The organism is Amycolatopsis melonis (genome assembly GCF_040064235.1).
Lineage (GTDB): Bacteria > Actinomycetota > Actinomycetes > Mycobacteriales > Pseudonocardiaceae > Amycolatopsis > Amycolatopsis melonis.
Map to the genome: position 1 here is coordinate 105,867 of NZ_JBDZYD010000010.1, position 15,747 is coordinate 121,613.

The 15,747-nt window shown below is 71.4% G+C and carries 14 protein-coding genes; 7 read left to right on the plus strand and 7 right to left on the minus strand.

Annotation, left to right across the window (positions count from 1 at the left end; translation table 11 throughout):
- The first annotated feature begins 23 nt into the window (after positions 1-23).
- Together ABJI51_RS26280 and lhgO are read left to right on the plus strand one after the other, a co-directional pair.
- A complete protein-coding gene (locus tag ABJI51_RS26280) occupies positions 24-3,101 on the plus strand; it encodes an ATP-binding protein (RefSeq protein WP_348952706.1) in 3,078 nt (1,025 codons plus the stop codon).
- Positions 3,102-3,131: 30 nt separating this feature from the next.
- Positions 3,132-4,319, plus strand: a complete 1,188-nt coding sequence (gene lhgO, locus ABJI51_RS26285; RefSeq protein WP_348952705.1) for an L-2-hydroxyglutarate oxidase — start codon at positions 3,132-3,134, stop codon at positions 4,317-4,319.
- Here the strand turns inward: lhgO and ABJI51_RS26290 are convergent.
- Both ABJI51_RS26290 and serS read right to left on the minus strand, forming a co-directional pair.
- Entirely contained in the window at positions 4,316-5,317 is a 1,002-nt protein-coding gene (locus tag ABJI51_RS26290) for a DUF3558 family protein (RefSeq protein WP_348952704.1), read from the minus strand. The genes lhgO and ABJI51_RS26290 overlap by 4 nt on opposite strands.
- A gap of 66 nt (positions 5,318-5,383) precedes the next feature.
- Complete coding sequence (gene serS, locus ABJI51_RS26295; RefSeq protein ID WP_348952703.1) at positions 5,384-6,643, minus strand: serine--tRNA ligase; 1,260 nt, start codon at positions 6,641-6,643, stop codon at positions 5,384-5,386.
- A 121-nt stretch (positions 6,644-6,764) separates the two neighbouring features.
- Here serS and ABJI51_RS26300 point away from each other — a divergent pair, with 121 nt between their 5' ends.
- Positions 6,765-8,057 (plus strand): aspartate aminotransferase family protein, encoded by a 1,293-nt coding sequence (locus ABJI51_RS26300; protein ID WP_348952701.1) that lies wholly within the window; start codon positions 6,765-6,767, stop codon positions 8,055-8,057.
- Positions 8,058-8,478: 421 nt separating this feature from the next.
- On the opposite strand, the gene ABJI51_RS26305 is transcribed toward ABJI51_RS26300, so the two are convergent.
- Genes ABJI51_RS26305 through ABJI51_RS26320 form a run of 4 tightly spaced genes read right to left on the minus strand, consistent with a single transcriptional unit; the run spans position 8,479 to position 11,680 of the window.
- A complete protein-coding gene (locus ABJI51_RS26305; RefSeq protein WP_348952700.1) occupies positions 8,479-9,384 on the minus strand; it encodes a haloalkane dehalogenase in 906 nt (301 codons plus the stop codon).
- Between the two features lie 39 nt (positions 9,385-9,423).
- Positions 9,424-9,876: a DUF350 domain-containing protein gene (locus ABJI51_RS26310; protein ID WP_348952698.1), complete on the minus strand. Its 453-nt coding sequence runs from the start codon at positions 9,874-9,876 to the stop codon at positions 9,424-9,426.
- Between the two features lie 37 nt (positions 9,877-9,913).
- On the minus strand, positions 9,914-11,080 hold the full coding sequence (locus ABJI51_RS26315; RefSeq protein WP_348952696.1) for a glutathionylspermidine synthase family protein: 1,167 nt from the start codon (positions 11,078-11,080) through the stop codon (positions 9,914-9,916).
- Positions 11,081-11,680 carry a hypothetical protein gene (locus ABJI51_RS26320; protein WP_348952695.1) on the minus strand — a complete coding sequence of 200 codons (600 nt, stop codon included), beginning with the start codon at positions 11,678-11,680 and terminating at the stop codon, positions 11,081-11,083.
- Positions 11,681-11,774: 94 nt separating this feature from the next.
- Between ABJI51_RS26320 and ABJI51_RS26325 the strand changes: the two genes are divergently transcribed.
- From ABJI51_RS26325 to ABJI51_RS26340, 4 genes are all read left to right on the plus strand, one after another.
- Complete coding sequence (locus tag ABJI51_RS26325) at positions 11,775-12,803, plus strand: septum formation family protein (protein ID WP_348952694.1); 1,029 nt, start codon at positions 11,775-11,777, stop codon at positions 12,801-12,803.
- Positions 12,803-13,153, plus strand: a complete 351-nt coding sequence (locus tag ABJI51_RS26330) for a metallopeptidase family protein (RefSeq protein ID WP_020642760.1) — start codon at positions 12,803-12,805, stop codon at positions 13,151-13,153. Before ABJI51_RS26325 ends, ABJI51_RS26330 begins: the two co-directional genes overlap by 1 nt.
- A 172-nt stretch (positions 13,154-13,325) precedes the next feature.
- Positions 13,326-14,585 (plus strand): MFS transporter, encoded by a 1,260-nt coding sequence (locus ABJI51_RS26335; RefSeq protein ID WP_348952692.1) that lies wholly within the window; start codon positions 13,326-13,328, stop codon positions 14,583-14,585.
- A gap of 39 nt (positions 14,586-14,624) precedes the next feature.
- Entirely contained in the window at positions 14,625-15,098 is a 474-nt protein-coding gene (locus tag ABJI51_RS26340) for a hypothetical protein (RefSeq protein WP_348952691.1), read from the plus strand.
- Here ABJI51_RS26340 and ABJI51_RS26345 read toward each other — a convergent pair.
- Positions 15,095-15,739, minus strand: a complete 645-nt coding sequence (locus ABJI51_RS26345) for a DUF4232 domain-containing protein (RefSeq protein ID WP_348952690.1) — start codon at positions 15,737-15,739, stop codon at positions 15,095-15,097. The genes ABJI51_RS26340 and ABJI51_RS26345 overlap by 4 nt on opposite strands.
- Positions 15,740-15,747: the final 8 nt, after the last annotated feature.

The window sequence follows — 15,747 nt, forward strand, 5'->3', positions numbered from 1 at the left end:
GGCGGACGTCCTACGCTGGCCCCATGCGATTCGGGGTGCTGGGGGCCGTCGCCGCGTGGCACCCGGACGGCACGCAGGTGGCGCTGGGCGGCCCGCGCTCGCGGACGCTGCTGGCCCTGCTCGCGCTGGACGCCGGCCGGTTCGTCCCGGCCGAACGGCTGATCGACGGCATGTACGGCGAGTACCCGCCCGACGGCGCGGCCAACGCCCTGCAGTCGCAGGTGTCGCGGCTGCGGACGACGGTGAAGGACCTGGCGCCGGTCGAGTTCGCCGCGGCCGGGTACCGGCTGGCCGTCGAACCGGACGAAGTGGACGCGCTCCTCTTCGGACGGCTGGCCCGCGAAGGCCGCGCGCTGCTGAAGGACGGCGAGCACGCGCGGGCTGCGCGGGTGCTGGGCGAGGCGCTGGCGTTGTGGCGCGGGCCCGCGTTCAGCGACCTGACCGGCGTGCCCGCGGCCGCCGCCCGGCTCGAAGAGCTGCGTGCGGACGCGGTGGACGACCACGTCGAGGCCCGGCTGGCGCTGGGGCAGGCCGAAGACGTCATCCCTGGCCTGCGGGACACCGTCGCCGCCCAGCCGCTGCGGGAACGGCCGCGGGCCCAGCTGGTGCGCGCGCTCCATGCCGCGGGACGGCCCGCCGACGCACTCGCCGCGTTCGAGGACGCCCGCCGCACGCTGGCCGACGAGCTGGGCGCCGACCCCGGCCCGGAACTCGCCGAAGCCCACCTCGCCGTCCTGCGCGGCGAAGGCGAGAAGCCGGTTCTTCCCGCGTTGCCCGCGCAGCTGACCAGCTTCGTCGGCCGGGACGCCGAGCTGCGGCAGGTCGCGGACCTCCTCGGCCGTGCCCGGCTCGTCACGCTGACCGGCCCCGGCGGCACCGGCAAGACGCGGCTGGCCATCGAGGCCGCCGCGGCCCAGGCCGGTCCGGTCGCGTTCGCCGAACTCGCGCCGCACGGTGGCGCCGACGTCCCCGGCGCGGTGCTGGCCGCGCTCGGCCTGCGCGAGAGTGCGCGCGGCGGCCCGCAGGACCCGGTCGAGCGGCTGGTCTCGGCGTTGCGCGACCGCCCGGTCCTGCTGGTGCTCGACAACTGCGAGCACGTCGTCGACGTCGTGGCCCGGCTCGCCGCGCGGCTGCTCGCCGCCTGCGCTGGACTGCGGGTGCTGGCCACCAGCCGTGAGCCGCTGGGCATCACCGGTGAACAGCTGGCGCCGGTGCCGCGGCTGGCCGTCCCGCCGCCCGGCACGCCGGCCGCCGAAGCCGGGACGTTCGCGGCGATCCGGCTCTTCGCCGACCGCGCGGCCGCGAGCGATCCGGCGTTCACGCTCGACGAGACCACGATCGGCGACGTCCAGCACGTCTGCGCGGCGCTCGACGGCCTGCCGCTGGCACTGGAGCTGGCCGCGGCCCGCGTCCGGACGCTGCCGCCCGGCGAGATCGCGGCCCGGCTCGACGACCGGTTCGGGCTGCTGGCCCGCGGCAGCCGCACGGCCGAGGCCCGGCACCGCTCGCTGCGCGGCGTCGTCGAGTGGAGCTGGGACCTGCTGACCGGCGAGGAACGCGAACTCGCGCGGCGGCTGACGGTGTTCGCCGGTGGCGCGACGCTCGCCGCGGCGGCCGAGGTCTGCGGTGCCGTCGACGGCCTGCTGCCGGAGCTGGCGGACAAGTCGCTGGTCGAAGCGGCAGGCGGCCGGTTCCGGATGCTGGAGACGATCCGCGCGTTCGGCGCGGAGAAGCTCGCCGAGGCGGGCGAAACCGAGGCGGTCCACCGCGCGCACGCCGAGTACTTCCTCCGGTTCGCCGAGGAAGCCGATCCGATGCTGCGGACCGCGGCGCAGCTGACGTGGCTGGAGCGGTTCGACGCCGAGTACGACAACATCCTGGCGGCGCTGCGCTGGGCGACCGAGCACGACGTCCAGCTCGCGCTGCGGATGGTGCCGCTGCTGGCGATGTACTGGTGGATGCGCGGACGGCGGTTCGAAGGCGCCGGGTTGTCGCTGGCCGTGGTCCGGCGCTGCCCGCCCGACCTGCAGCAGGAGTACGCCGAGGAGTTCCTGATCTGCGTGCTCGGCGCGTTGTCCGGACCACCGCACGAGTCGCTGGAGCAGTACCTGCCGCTGGTCCGGCGGTTCGCGGCGGACGCGGACTTCTCACCCCGCAACCCCATGCTGGTGATGCTGCTGGGCGTGGTCGCCGGGCCGCCGGGCGACGACGACGAGCTGCTCACCCGCGGCGAAGGACTGCTGAAGCACGGCGACGCGTGGGCGTGGGCACTGCTGCCGACGGGTGCCGGCCTGCGCGCGATGATGCGGGCCGAGCTGGCCGAGGCCGAGGAGAACCTGCGCGAGGGCGCGGCGCAGTTCCGCGCGCTGGGTGAGCGCTGGGGGCTGTCGATGGCGCTGGACCACCTGTCGCAGCTGCTGACGTGGCGGGGCGAGCACGGCGCCGCGCTGCCGATGATGGACGAGGCACTGGGCCTGATGCAGGAGATCGGCGCGGCCGACGACGCCGCCGACCTCATCGGCCGCCGCGCGTGGACCCGACTGCTGGCGGGCGACCGGGCCGGCGCCCGTGCGGACTACGAACTGGCGGCGTCGATGGCCCGCCGCACGGGCATGCCGGAGACGCGGGCGGCCGCGTACCTCGGCCTGGCGACGCTGGCGCGGCTGTCCGGCGACCTGGCCGCGTGCCGCGAACTCTGCGAGCGCGCACTGGCGGAGTGCGCGGGCGGGTCGTTCGCGGCGGAGTCGGTCCGCGCGCACGCCATGATCGCGCTGGGCAGGCTCGCGCTGGCGGAAGGCCGCCCGCGCGAAGCGGCCGCCCTGCACCGCGAGGCAATGCTGACCGGCCACCGGTGGCACGCGGCGGACGTCGTGGCGTTCGCGCTGGAAGCGCTGGCCGAGGTGGCCGAGCCGGAGCAGGCCGCGGTCCTGCTGGGTGCGGCGGTGGCGGTCCGCGGGACCGCGATCGCCGGGGATCCGGACGTCGCCGCCGTGCGGACGCGGCTGCAGGCGTCCCTCGGCGACGGCTTCGAGCGGGCCTACGCGGCCGGCCGGTCCATGCCGCCCCGGAAAGCCCTCACCACGGCCGGTCTGCCGGACTGAGCCCGCGCGCCTCGCGTAGCCTGGTCGATCGTGCGCAACGTGGTAGTCGTCGGGGGCGGGATCGTCGGTCTGGCCGTGGCCTGGGAGCTGACCAGGCGAGGGCTGGACGTCACCGTCCTGGAGAAGGAATCCCGCTGGGCGGCGCACCAGACCGGGCACAACTCGAACGTCGTGCACGCCGGGCTCTACTACAAGCCCGGTTCCTTCAAGGCGCAGATGTCCGTTGCGGGCAACCGGTCCATCGTGGACTTCGCACGCCAGTACGGCGTGCCCGTCGAGGTGTGCGGGAAGCTCGTCGTCGCGACCGGAGAACACGAACTCCCCGGGCTGAACACGCTCGCCGAGCGGGCCGAAGCCAACGGCGTCCCGGCGAAGAAGATCTCGCCCGCCGAAGCCCGCGAGTACGAGCCCGAGGTGTCCTGCGTCGCCGCGCTGCGGGTCGAGTCGACCGGGATCATCGACTTCCCCGCCGTGTGCCACGCGCTGGTCCGGCTGCTCGACGAGACCGGCGCCGACCTGCGGCTGAACAGTCCCGCGCTGGCCATCCGCCCCGGGCGCACCGGCGGGGTCGAGGTCGCCACCGGCGACGACGTCGTCACCGCCGACGCGCTGGTGAACTGCGCAGGCCTGCACTCCGACCGGGTCGCGCGGCTGGCCGGGCTGACCCCGTCGGCGAAGATCGTGCCGTTCCGCGGCGAGTACTACGAACTGAAGCCGGACCGCCGGCACCTGGTCCGCGGCCTGATCTACCCGGTGCCCGACCCGACACTGCCGTTCCTCGGCGTGCACCTCACGCGGATGCTCGACGGCAGCGTCCACGCGGGCCCGAACGCGGTGCTGGCACTGCGCCGCGAGGGCTACCGCTGGGGCGACTTCTCCGCGAAGGACGTCGCCGAGGTCGCGGCCTTCCCCGGCGTCTGGCGGCTCGCGCGCCGGTACGCGTTCCCGACCGGCCTCGACGAGGTCCGGCGGTCGCTGTCGAAGAAGCGGTTCGCCGCCAGCCTCGCCCGGCTCGTCCCGGCCGTCACCGAGGACGACATCGTCCGCCACGGCTCCGGCGTCCGCGCCCAGGCGATGCGCCGCGACGGCTCACTCGTCGACGACTTCCTCATCGAGACCGCGCGCGACCAGGTGCACGTCCTCAACGCGCCCTCCCCGGCCGCGACGAGCGCGCTGGAGATCGCGCGCCACATCGCCGACCGGGTCGCGAAGGACTAGCCCGGCAGGTTCGCCGTCACCAGCGGCAGGCCCTGCCGGACCAGGTCGCAGGTTTTGCTGTCGTCGCCGATGAACCCGCTGACCACCTGCACCGACGACGTCTCGGTGATCGCCAGCGTCGCCCCGCAGGTGACCCGCAGGCCGCCCATGTTCGGGAACAGACCCCACTTGCGGCCGCCTACGTCGACGGTCTCGGCCGGGGTGACGTCCTTCGCGCCGGGCCACTCGGTCACCGGTGTGCTGGGGCCGAACCAGACTTCGAACGCCTTCTGGCCGTCGTCGCCGTCGGTGTCGTCCCACAGGCAGTAAGTGGCGTTGGGGACCGAGGAGGAGTTGTCCTTCTCGCCCGTCGGCGAGATGTTCTTCAGCCGGGCGACCTGGTCGGGCTTGAGCATCGCGCACGGGTCGGCCGACAGCAGCGGGCCGCCCGGCTCCGGCTTCGCCGAGGTCGTCGGCGTGATCGGCGGCGCTTCCCGCCCGCCCGGCAGGTGCGCCGCGGCCTGCGGGATGGCCAGCTTGGCCAGCGCGCACGACTGTTCGAGCTTGCCCGCCGAGACGCCGACGAAGGCGAACGACCGGTCGTTCAGCACGGCGTAGTAGGAGCAGTCGTCGGGCATGATCGACGCGTACTGCGTCCAGCTGAAGCCGCCGATCTGCTCCGGCTTGGACTTCGGGACGGCGCCGGCCAGGTACTCGTTGAAGTCCATGTCCGTCGCGACGCCGACGTTCATCACGGCCGACGGGTCGACGTCGTCCTTCGTGCTCCACAGGCACATCGGCGGCTGGAGGCGCTCCTTGTCCTCCTTCGTCGCCCGGCCGGGGGTCTTGAAGCCGAGGGCGTCGGCCTGCTCGGGGCTCAGCAGCGAGCAGGGGTCGGCGGCCTTGGCCACCGGGCCCTGGCCGGGTACCGGCGACGCCGAGCCACCGACCGTCACCGTGCAGCCGGTCACCACGGCCACCGCCGCGACGGCCGCCGCGGCCTGCCACTTCATGCGCATGTGCGTCCTCCCGTTCGGCCCGGACCTTACTGGGACGAACGGGAGGTCACCGGGGATCCGCCCGATTCAGCGAGGGGTGAGGACGTCCTTGCCGCCGACGAACGGGCGCAGCGCCTCCGGCACGCGGACCGAGCCGTCCTCCTGCTGGTGGTTCTCGACGATCGCGACGATCCACCGGGTGGTGGCCAGCGTGCCGTTGAGGGTCGCGGCGATCTGCGGCTTGCCGTTCTCGTCGCGGTAGCGGATCGCCAGGCGGCGCGCCTGGAACGTCGTGCAGTTGGACGTCGAGGTCAGCTCGCGGTAGGTGTCCTGGGTCGGGATCCACGCCTCGCAGTCGAACTTGCGGTGCGCGGACGTGCCGAGGTCGCCGGTGGCGGTGTCGATCACCCGGTAGGGCACCTCGATCTTGGCGAGCATCTGCTCTTCCCAGCCGAGCAGCTTGGCGTGCTCCGCCTCGGCGTCCTCCGGCTTGGCGTAGACGAACATCTCCACCTTGTCGAACTGGTGGACGCGGATGATGCCGCGGGTGTCCTTGCCGTACGAGCCTGCCTCGCGCCGGTAGCAGGACGACCAGCCCGCGTACCGCTTCGCCTCGGTGAGGTCGAGGATCTCGTCGGAGTGGAACCCGGCCAGCGGCACCTCCGACGTCCCGACGAGGTACAGGTCGTCCTCTTCGAGGTGGTAGATCTCGCTGGAGTGCGAGCCGAGGAAGCCGGTGCCCGCCATGACCTCGGGGCGGACCAGCGACGGCGTGATCATCGGCGTGAAGCCGTTCTCCAGCGCCTGCGCGATGGCCATGTTGAGCAGGCCGAGCTGCAGCTGCGCGCCGATGCCGGTGAGGAAGTAGAACCGCGAGCCGGACACCTTCGCGCCGCGTTCCATGTCGACGCCGCCGAGGCCTTCGAGCAGTTCGAGGTGATCACGCGGGGTGAAGCCGAACTTCGTGGGCTCGCCGACGTGCTTGAGGACGGCGTAGTCGTCCTCACCGCCGACCGGCGCGTCCGGGTGCACGAGGTTCGGCAGGGTGCGGAAGAGCTGGTCGAACTCCTCCGACGCGGTGTGCTGCTCCGCCTCGGCCGCCTTGACCTGCGCGGCCAGCTCCTTGGCCGTGGCCAGCAGCTGCTGCTTCTCCTCCGGCGGCGCCTTCGGAATCTGCTTGCCCAGCACTTTCTGCTCGTTGCGCAGCTTGTCGGCGGCCGCGATCGAAGACCGGCGCCGGGAGTCGAGGGAGAGCAGCTTGTCGACCACTCCCTCGTCTTCACCACGGGCGCGCTGCGACGCGCGCACGGCTTCCGGGTCTTCGCGCAGAGTCCTGGGGTCAATCACGAAGACAGAGGGTAGTCCGTACAGACTGTGCGCTCCTACTCGGTTGTCCCGACAGTCTGATCGTTGAAGCGCTGTTCACGGCCTCCCCATACTCCTTGGAGACCGCAGAGGAGGCGTCTGAATGACCGACGAGCTGCTGGCGCGCCACCGCGCAGTGATGCCGAGCTGGATGTCCTTGCTCTACGAAGAGCCGATCGAGATCGTGCACGCCCACGACCGCCGCATGACGGACTCGCAGGGCCGCACGTACCTCGACTTCTTCGCCGGCGTGCTGACGAACTCGATGGGCTACGACGTCGCCGAGATCGGCGACGCGATCCGCAAGCAGCTCGACACGGGCATCCTGCACACCTCGACGTTGTATCTGATCCGTTCCCAGGTCGAGCTGGCCGAGCGCATCGCGAAGCTGTCGGGCATCCCGGACGCGAAGGTGTTCTTCACGAACTCGGGCAGCGAGGCCAACGACACGGCCCTGATGCTGGCCACGCAGTACCGCCGCAGCAACCAGGTACTGGCCATGCGCAACTCCTACCACGGCCGCTCGTTCGGAACGGTGGCGATCACGGGCAACCGAGGCTGGTCGGCCTCGTCCCTGAGCCCGGTGAAGGTCAGCTACGTCCACGGCGGCTACCGGTACCGCAGCCCGTTCCGCGACCTTTCGGACGCGGACTACATCAAGGCGTGCGTGGCGGACCTGGTGGACATCCTGGAAACGGCGACGGCAGGCGACGTGGCCTGCCTGATCGCCGAGCCGATCCAGGGCGTTGGCGGCTTCAGCCTCCCCCCGGACGGCCTGTTCCGGGCGATGAAGGAGGTCCTGGACGAATACGGGGTGCTGTTCGTCTCGGACGAGGTCCAGACGGGCTGGGGCCGCACGGGCGAGCACTTCTGGGGCATCGAGTCCCACGGCGTGACCCCGGACATGATGACGTTCGCCAAGGGCCTGGGCAACGGCCTGGCAGTGGGCGGAGTGGTGGCCCGCGGCGACGTCCTGGACTGCTTCGAGGCCCAGTCGTTCTCGACGTTCGGCGGCAACCCGGTGGCGATGACGGGAGCAACGGCGGTCCTGGACTACATCAAGGACCACGACCTCCAGGCCAACTGCGCGGCCCGTGGCGAGCAGCTGCTGACGGGGTTGCGCGCATACGAGAGCCCCATCGTGGCGGAGGTGCGCGGCAAGGGCCTGATGATCGGCGTGGAGCTGATCAAGCCGGGCACGACGGAGCCGAACCCCAAGGCCGCGGCCCGAATGCTGGAGGAGACGAAGAAGCGCGGGCTCCTGATCGGCAAGGGCGGCCTGCACAGCAACGTGCTGCGCCTGGGCCCCCCGATGACCCTGACGGAAGAGGAAGCCCAGGAGGGCCTGGAAATCCTGGTGGACGCACTGGCGGCAACGCACGCAGCGCTGTCATAGGGACCAATCCCAAAGAGCTGTCCGGTCATCCCGTCGCCTGAGGCCGTCAAATCACTTTGAGCCAGGCCCGCAACCAAAGCACCAAGCCAGGACAAGAGCACAAAGCTTGCGGGCCTGGCTCAAAGTGATAGGCCTCGTCCAGGCGACGGGATGACCGGACAGCGAACCCAACGAAAAGGCGAGAAGAAGACGAACAAGGCGGTCATCCCGGAGCCTGCCCGTCCGGCGAGGACATGTTTTTTTCAGCAACCACCTCTGCCGCGGCAGAGCGTGACCTCCCCCGCCCCTCCGCTAGGAGTGTCAGTCGCCGCTCAGGTTTGTCAAGGCGGGAAAGCGTGCCTTGACAAACCTGACCGTCGACTGAAAAGCGGCTTGGGAGGAGGGGCGGGGGAGGTCTGGCGAGATCACAGTCGCCTTCCCGTCAGCCCCGTACGAACCGGGCGACGTGCTCGGCCAGCTCCTCGCCGGCGTCTTCCTGCAGGAAGTGCCCTGCCCCCGCGATCACCGGATGCTCGCGCCCCTGCGCACCCCTCATCGCCCGCTGCAGCACCGGGGCCATTCCGCCGGTGATCGGGTCGCCGTCGGAAAATGCCACCAGGAAGGGGATTTCCAGCTCCGTCAACGTCTTCCACGCGTCCCGGTTCGCCTGGGATTCCGGGTTGTCCGGCGTATACGGCACCAGCGAAGGCATTGCCCGTGGCCCGGCCTTGTACATCTCGTTCGGGAACGGTGCGTCGTACGCCGCCCGCACTTCGTCCGGCAGGGAAGACCGGCAGCCCGACTGCACGAACCGGCCGATGTCCAGCACCGGGGCCTTCTCCACGGCCTCGCGGAACGCATGCCACACCGGCGGCATGTCGACGTCGCCCGTCGGCAGGCCCGTGTTCGAAGCCACGACGCCCGAGAACCGGGACGGCTCCGCCGCGACGAGCCGGAGGCCGATCAGCCCGCCCCAGTCCTGGCCGACGAGCGTCACCTCACGTAGGTCCAGCGCGTCGAACGCGAACGTGCGCATCCACTCCACGTGCCGGGCATACGTGTGGTCGGCGACGTTGGCCGGCTTGTCGGACCGGCCGAAGCCGACCAGGTCCGGGGCGATCGCGCGCAGCCCCGCCGCAGCCAGGACCGGGAGCATCTTCCGGTACAGGTACGACCAGCTCGGCTCGCCGTGCAGCAGCAGCACCACCGGGCCGTCCGATGGGCCCGCCTCCACGTACCCCACTCTGATCACGCCGCCGTGCTGGTCGGTCAGCTCGGCGTAACGCGGCTCGAAGTCGAAGGCGGGCAGGTCCGTGAACCGGTCGTCCGGTGTCCTCAGCAGGCGCACGGACTCCACGCTAGTGCGAACGGACCAGCGTGGCCACGCTCAGGAAATGCCGACCGCCACCACGAGACCGAGGCCGAGGTGCGCCGCCGCCACCACGATGCTCACCGGGGCGAACTTCTCGCTCTCGATCGTCGAGGCCACGTCGATGCGGGTGGCCCACTCCAGGAGCCGGACCGCGACCACCTGGACGATGATGCCCAGCAGGCCGTACACCAGGGACGTGATCAGGCCCTCGGTGAGGTCGCTCGCCGAGTTGAAGATCGCCACCACCACGATGAACGCCATCGAGAGCATTCCCGACGCCGTCACGATCACGGCGTTCGGCAGGCCCGCGTGCACCAGCTTCGACAGCTTGCCGGGCGTGGTCCAGTCGATCGCGTAGAAGCCGGCGAACATCAGCAGCAGGCCGACGACGCCGTACAGCAGGATCGCGCCGATCCCCCGCACGAGGTCGGAGCCGAACGTCTCGGACAGCGCAAGCGTCGAGGTCACGAGTTTTCTCCCAAAAGGTCAGCGATGGGGTGTTCTATCACGGCTCGGGGATGCGGTGGGGGACGAACGCCGCACCGTCGTCGGTGACCAGGCCGCCCGTCTCGCGGATGCCCAGGCCCGCGGCGCTGTCGCCGACGATCCACGCGCCCAGCGCCGGCCGGTAGCCGTCGAACTCCGGCAGCGGGTCGAACGCCTGGTAGACGAAGCCTTCGGCGCCGTACACGCCGTCGGTCTGGGTCTCGTAGCCGGTCGCCACGATCTGGACGTTCGCGCCCTCGCGGCCCAGCTTCGGCTTGCGGACGTACTCGGTGAGGATGCCGGGGTCGTCGGCGAACGCCGGCAGCAGGTTCGGGTGGCCCGGGTAGTTCTCCCACAGGATCGCCAGCAGCGTCTTGTTGGAGAGCAGCATCTTCCACAGCGGCTCGATCCACAGCGTCCGCGGCAGCGACTCGACGGCGTGGCGGCCGAACTCCTCGTCGACCACCCACTCCCACGGGTACAGCTTCAGCACGGTCGCCATCTGCGCCTCTTCGAGGTCGACGAACCGCTTGAGCACCGGGTCCCAGCCGATCTCCTCGATCGCCAGGCCGACCGTGTCGAGCCCGGCCTCGGCCGCGGTCTCCTGCAGGTACGCCGTGGTGACGTTGTCCTCGCCCGTCGGGTCGGCCGCGGACCAGGTGAAGTGCAGCTCGTTCGACGGCAGCTTGTCCCGCAGCTGCCCCCAGCGCTCGACGAGCTTCTCGTGGACCGAGTTCCACTGGTCGTCGTCCGGGAAGACGTCGGTCTTCCAGTACCACTGCAGCAGCGACGCCTCGAGCAGCGTGGTGGGCGTGTCCGCGTTGTACTCCAGCAGCTTCGCCGGCGACTTGCCGTCGTAGCGCAGGTCGAACCGGCCGTAGACGTGCGGGTCCTGCCGCTTCCACGACTCGGCGATGTGCGGCCACACCCACTCGGGGATGCCGAACCGCTGGTAGCCCTCGGTCGTCACGACGTTGTCGACCGCTTCCAGGCACATCGAGTGGAGCAGCTCGACGTCGGCCTCCAGCGACAGGACCTCGTCCATGTCGAAGACGTAGTGCACCGACTCGTCCCAGTACGGCCGCACCCGGCCGCTGCTGTCGCGGGCCGGCGTGCCGTAGACGAGTCCCTGCTCTTCGACGATCCGCTGCCAGTCGCGCCGCGGCTCCCGCCGGTCCCGGTACACCTACGATCCCCCGCTCTTGCCGCTGCCGCCGCTGCCGCTGCTCTTGCCGCTGATGCCGAACCCGCCGCGCTGGACGGACTTGCCGGTCTTCGTGGTGACGTTGGTGCGTGCCGACGGCGGGTCGTAGGAACCGCCGGACACGCGCTGGCCGATGACGCCGGTGCCGCCGTAGTTGTAGCGGTAGCTGTTGTAGCCGCCGCCCGGGATCGGGATGAACCAGAAGCCGCCGCTGTGGTAGCCGTGGTGGCTGCTCACGTACGACTCGTCGCAGTAGTCGTCGTTCTGGACGACGCCGTTCGCGTCGGTGCAGACGGCGGTGACGTTGGTCGGCTTCGCCACGGTGTAGAACGTCGCGACCAGGCCGACCAGCCCGACCGTGACACCGCTGCCGATGAGGATCTTGCGCCGCGTCGCCGCCTTCGCGTCGGACTGGCGGGCCAGTTCCTCGTCGCGTTCCTGCTGGGCGAGCGCCTGCTGACGGGCGCGCTGCTCGGCGATCGAGGGCTGCCGGGGCCGGGTGTTCGAGTCCTGGAACCTCATCGAGCCGCGCTTCGGCGGCTCGGGGGGCGGCTGGTCCCCAGTATTGTTGTCCTGCGTCATGTGCGCTCCGTAATCACCGGCCACCGCGAAACCGTGACCACCCTAACCACCCGGACCGCGCACGTCGCGCGCGACGCGGGCATCATGGACTGCGATGTCTCCCAGCGCCGATCGGTTCCCCACCGCCACGCAGACGCTGCACACCCGCGTCGTGATGGGCGGGATCTTCGCGGGTGCGCTCATCGCGCTCGCGCTCAGCGTCGTCTTCTCGTGGAGCGACGGCGTCGCCGGCGGGTCCGGCGGGGGCGCCGGCAAGCTGTCCGCGGCCGCCGAAGAGGCGTTCCACTCACCGCCCGGCAGCTGCCTGACCTGGGACAACCCGGACGCGAGCGACGCGCGGAAGGTGGCCTGCACCCAGCCGCACCTGTTCGAGGTGACCGCGCTGGTGGACATCGGCGCGCAGTTCCCGGCGGGCGCGCCGGTGCCGTCGCTGGAGCAGTGGCAGCAGATCGCGCAGCAGAAGTGCACCTCCGACGTGAAGCCCTACCTCGGGCACAACCTCGACCCGTACGGGAAGCTGACGACGAACCTGCTGCGCCCGACGCCGTCGCAGTGGGAGGACGGCGACCGCCAGCTGCGCTGCGGCCTGCAGTGGGCGGGCCCGGGCGGCAAGCTGCTGCCGACGACCGGCCCGGCGAAGGAGCAGGACCAGTCGCCGGTCTTCGAGCCGGGCACCTGCCTGGCGCTGCTCGGCAAGGGCGTCGGCGACCCGGTCGACTGCGCCCAGCCGCACTCCTACGAGATCGTGGCCACCCTCGACCTCAAGACGAAGTTCAAGGACGGCTACCCGAAGCAGGACGACCAGAAGGCCTGGCTCGACACCGAGTGCACCAAGGCCGCGGGCGACTACACCGGCGGCGCCGACCTCGACGCGAAGAAGCTGACCCTGACCTGGGACCTGCGGGAGCAGGAGAGCTGGGACGCCGGCTCGACGAAGGTCAACTGCAAGGTGGCGGCGGCGCTGCCCGACCGGAGCGGCCTGCAGGCGGTGACCGGCAGCATCAAGGCCGCCCCGGCAGGCGCCGACGGCGGCCAGCCGCAGGACGGCGGCCCGCCGTCGGACGGGGGCGGCGGCCCGGCCACCGGCTCCGCGGCTCCCCCGACGTCGAAGAAGAACGGCTGATGCCGGTCGAGATGAGCCGGGAGCGGTTCGAGGAACTGGTCTCGGAAGCCCTCGACGAGGTGCCGCCCGAGTTCGCGCGGGCGATGGACAACGTCGTCGTGCTGGTCGAGGAGTTCAACGACGAGGCACCGGACATCCTCGGGCTCTACCACGGGATCGCGCTGACCGAGCGGACGTCGTCCTACGGCGGGGTGCTGCCCGACCGGATCTCGATCTACCGGCAGCCGATCCTCGCCATGTGCGAGGACGAGGACGAGGTCGTCGAGGAGGTCCTGATCACCGTCGTGCACGAGCTGGGCCACCACTTCGGCATCGACGACGCCCGGCTCCACGAACTCGGCTGGGGTTAGGGCCGCGCGGATTTCCCTGCCCCGCCAAGATCTTCCGCCGCTTTCCGCACTGATTCCGTCGAACGGTCACGGTATTCACGAGTAGTGACAACGTGACCACGCCGCGCCAGCACCGCCGTTATCCTGGTGACCCAAAGTCGCAGGGTGACTTCGATTCGTGCGGGGAGGCACAGTGGACGGAACCCGGAACGGCGGCCGAAGACTCGGGTGGCTGCTGACGTCGAGTGCGGCGTCCCACCTGGGGGACGGCATCGGCAAGGTGGCCCTGCCGCTGCTGGCGACGACGCTGACCCGCGATCCGGTGCTGATCGCCGGGCTGTCGGCCACGCAGTTCCTGCCCTGGCTGCTGTTCGCGGCGGTCGCCGGCGCACTGGTCGACCGGATCGACCGGCGGCGGGCGATGATCGTCGCGAACACCGCCCGCGCCGCCGCGGTCGGCGTGCTGGCCGTGCTGGTCGCCACCGGCGGCATGACGATCTGGCTGGTCTACCTCACCGCGCTGATCATCGGGACGGCCGAAACGATCGCCGACAGCGCGGCGAACGCGCTGATCCCGGCGGTCGTCGGCGACGGCTCACTCGACGCGGCCAACAGCAAGCTGCAGGCGTGCGAGATCGTCGGCCAGACGTTCCTCGGCGGCCCGGTCGGCAGCATGACGTTCGCGCTCTTCGCCGCTTTCCCGTTCATCCTCAACTCCGCCGGGTTCGCGATCGCGGCCGCGGTGCTGCTCGGGCTGGCCGGTACCTACCGGGGCCAGGCGGAAAGCGCTGTCCGGCCGGCGAAGCTGCGCACCGAGCTGGCCGACGGCCTGCGCTGGCTGCGCGGGCACACGCTGCTGCTGCGGCTGGTCGTGGTCGCCGGGCTGCTCAGCCTGGTCAGCGAGCTGGCGCAGGCCCAGCTGGTGCTGTACGCGCTGGAAGACCTGCACCTGTCCGAAGCGACCTTCGGGCTCTTCGCGTTCGTCGGCGGGATCGGCGGGCTGATCGGCGCGGGCGTCGCGCCTCGCCTGGTGCGCGCGGCCGGGCGGCGCGCGCTGGTGGTCGGCGGGATCGTCTGCTGCGGCGCGGGCTTCGGCGGCATGGGCCTGGTGCGCTCGCCGGTGGCGGGCGCGGCCCTGTTCGGCCTGTTCGCGGCGGCGGTCGTCGCGGTGAACGTCGTCCTCGCGACGGCCCGGCACACGCTGGTGCCCGGCGAGCTGCTGGGCCGGGTGCTCGGGGTGTGGCGCACGGTCGTCTGGGGCGCGATCCCGCTGGGCGCGCTCCTCGGCGGCGTGCTGACCGAGGCGCTCGGCACGGCCGCGCGGACGTTCGCGGTGTCCGGCGTGGCGATGCTGGCGATCGCCGCGTGCGCGTTCGCGGCACTGCGGCGGTTCCCGCTCGATGACAAATCGGACTCAGCCGCGGCGCTGCTGCACCAGGATCCGGGAATGTGAGCTGAAATAGCTCCTCACCCAGGTGGTGAGGAGGCGGCTATGCGCACCGTGGACCCGGGCACCGGCACCGACGCCGAGCCCGACTACGAGGAGTCTTCGGTCGACCGCGGAGAGACGGCGGGGCCGTCACGCCGTCCGCTCGTGCTGAGCGCGGTCGCCGGGTTCGTGCTGGGCGCGAGCGTGCTCGGCCTTCTCTGGGGCCTGTCGGGGGTGCACGCGGGCGCACTCGAAGACGCCGTCGCGGCGTGCCAGGCGCTCGACCGGGTGGGCGAGCTGCCCGACACGAGCCGGGACGCGCAGCCGTCGCTGACGCCCGCCCTCAGCGCGGAACGGCTGCAGCGGATGACGGCGGCGCGCGCCCTGTCGGCGGCCGCCGCGCAGGTGAACGCCAACTACCAGCCGCTGGCCGACCACATCGACGGCGTCAGCCGGATGGTGCTCAGCCTGCACTTCAACGACATCTCGGGCCAGCGGCACCTCACCGAAGCGAAGGAGATCTGCGGCCGCATTTAGGCGGGGTGAACCGTCTTCACGGCCAGCTGGTTGCCCGGGATCTTGGTGCTCGCGCAGCCGGTGCCGTCGGCGGGCACGAAGTTCGACGCGGTCTCCTGCGGCAGGTAGATGCGCAGGCCCTTGACCGGCGTCGGCTGGCAGACGGCCGGGTCGAAGTTGTGCACGTTGACGAACTGGATGTCGGCGGCCGCGGTCTGGCCGGGGTTCAGCTTGACCGCGTTGCCCTTGGTGCCTTCGCGGAAGGCGTCCTTGCCGACCTGGTGCCCGTCCGAACCGGCCACATAGGACACCCCGGGGAAGCCCTGGACGGTGCACGGCTTCGCGCTCGTGTTGGTGATGAGCAGCGGCCGGTACACCGACCCGGCACCGGCGTCGCCCTGGCCGAGCGCGAGCTTGACGTCGCCCGCCTTGCAGAGCCCGTTGCCCGCGGGCTGCGCGGTCGCCTGGGTGGCCGGCGCCGCCGTGCTGGCGCTCGCGACCGTGGTGGCCGTCGTGGTGGTGGGGGACGCCGTGGTCGACGGCGTCGACGTGCTCGCCGCGGGCGTGCTGCCGCCGCCTCCGCAGGCCGCCAGCGCGAGGACACCCGCCGAGGCCGCGGCGACCGGGAAGAACCGTGAAAGCTTCGTCCGAACCATTTCCATCGCCTCCC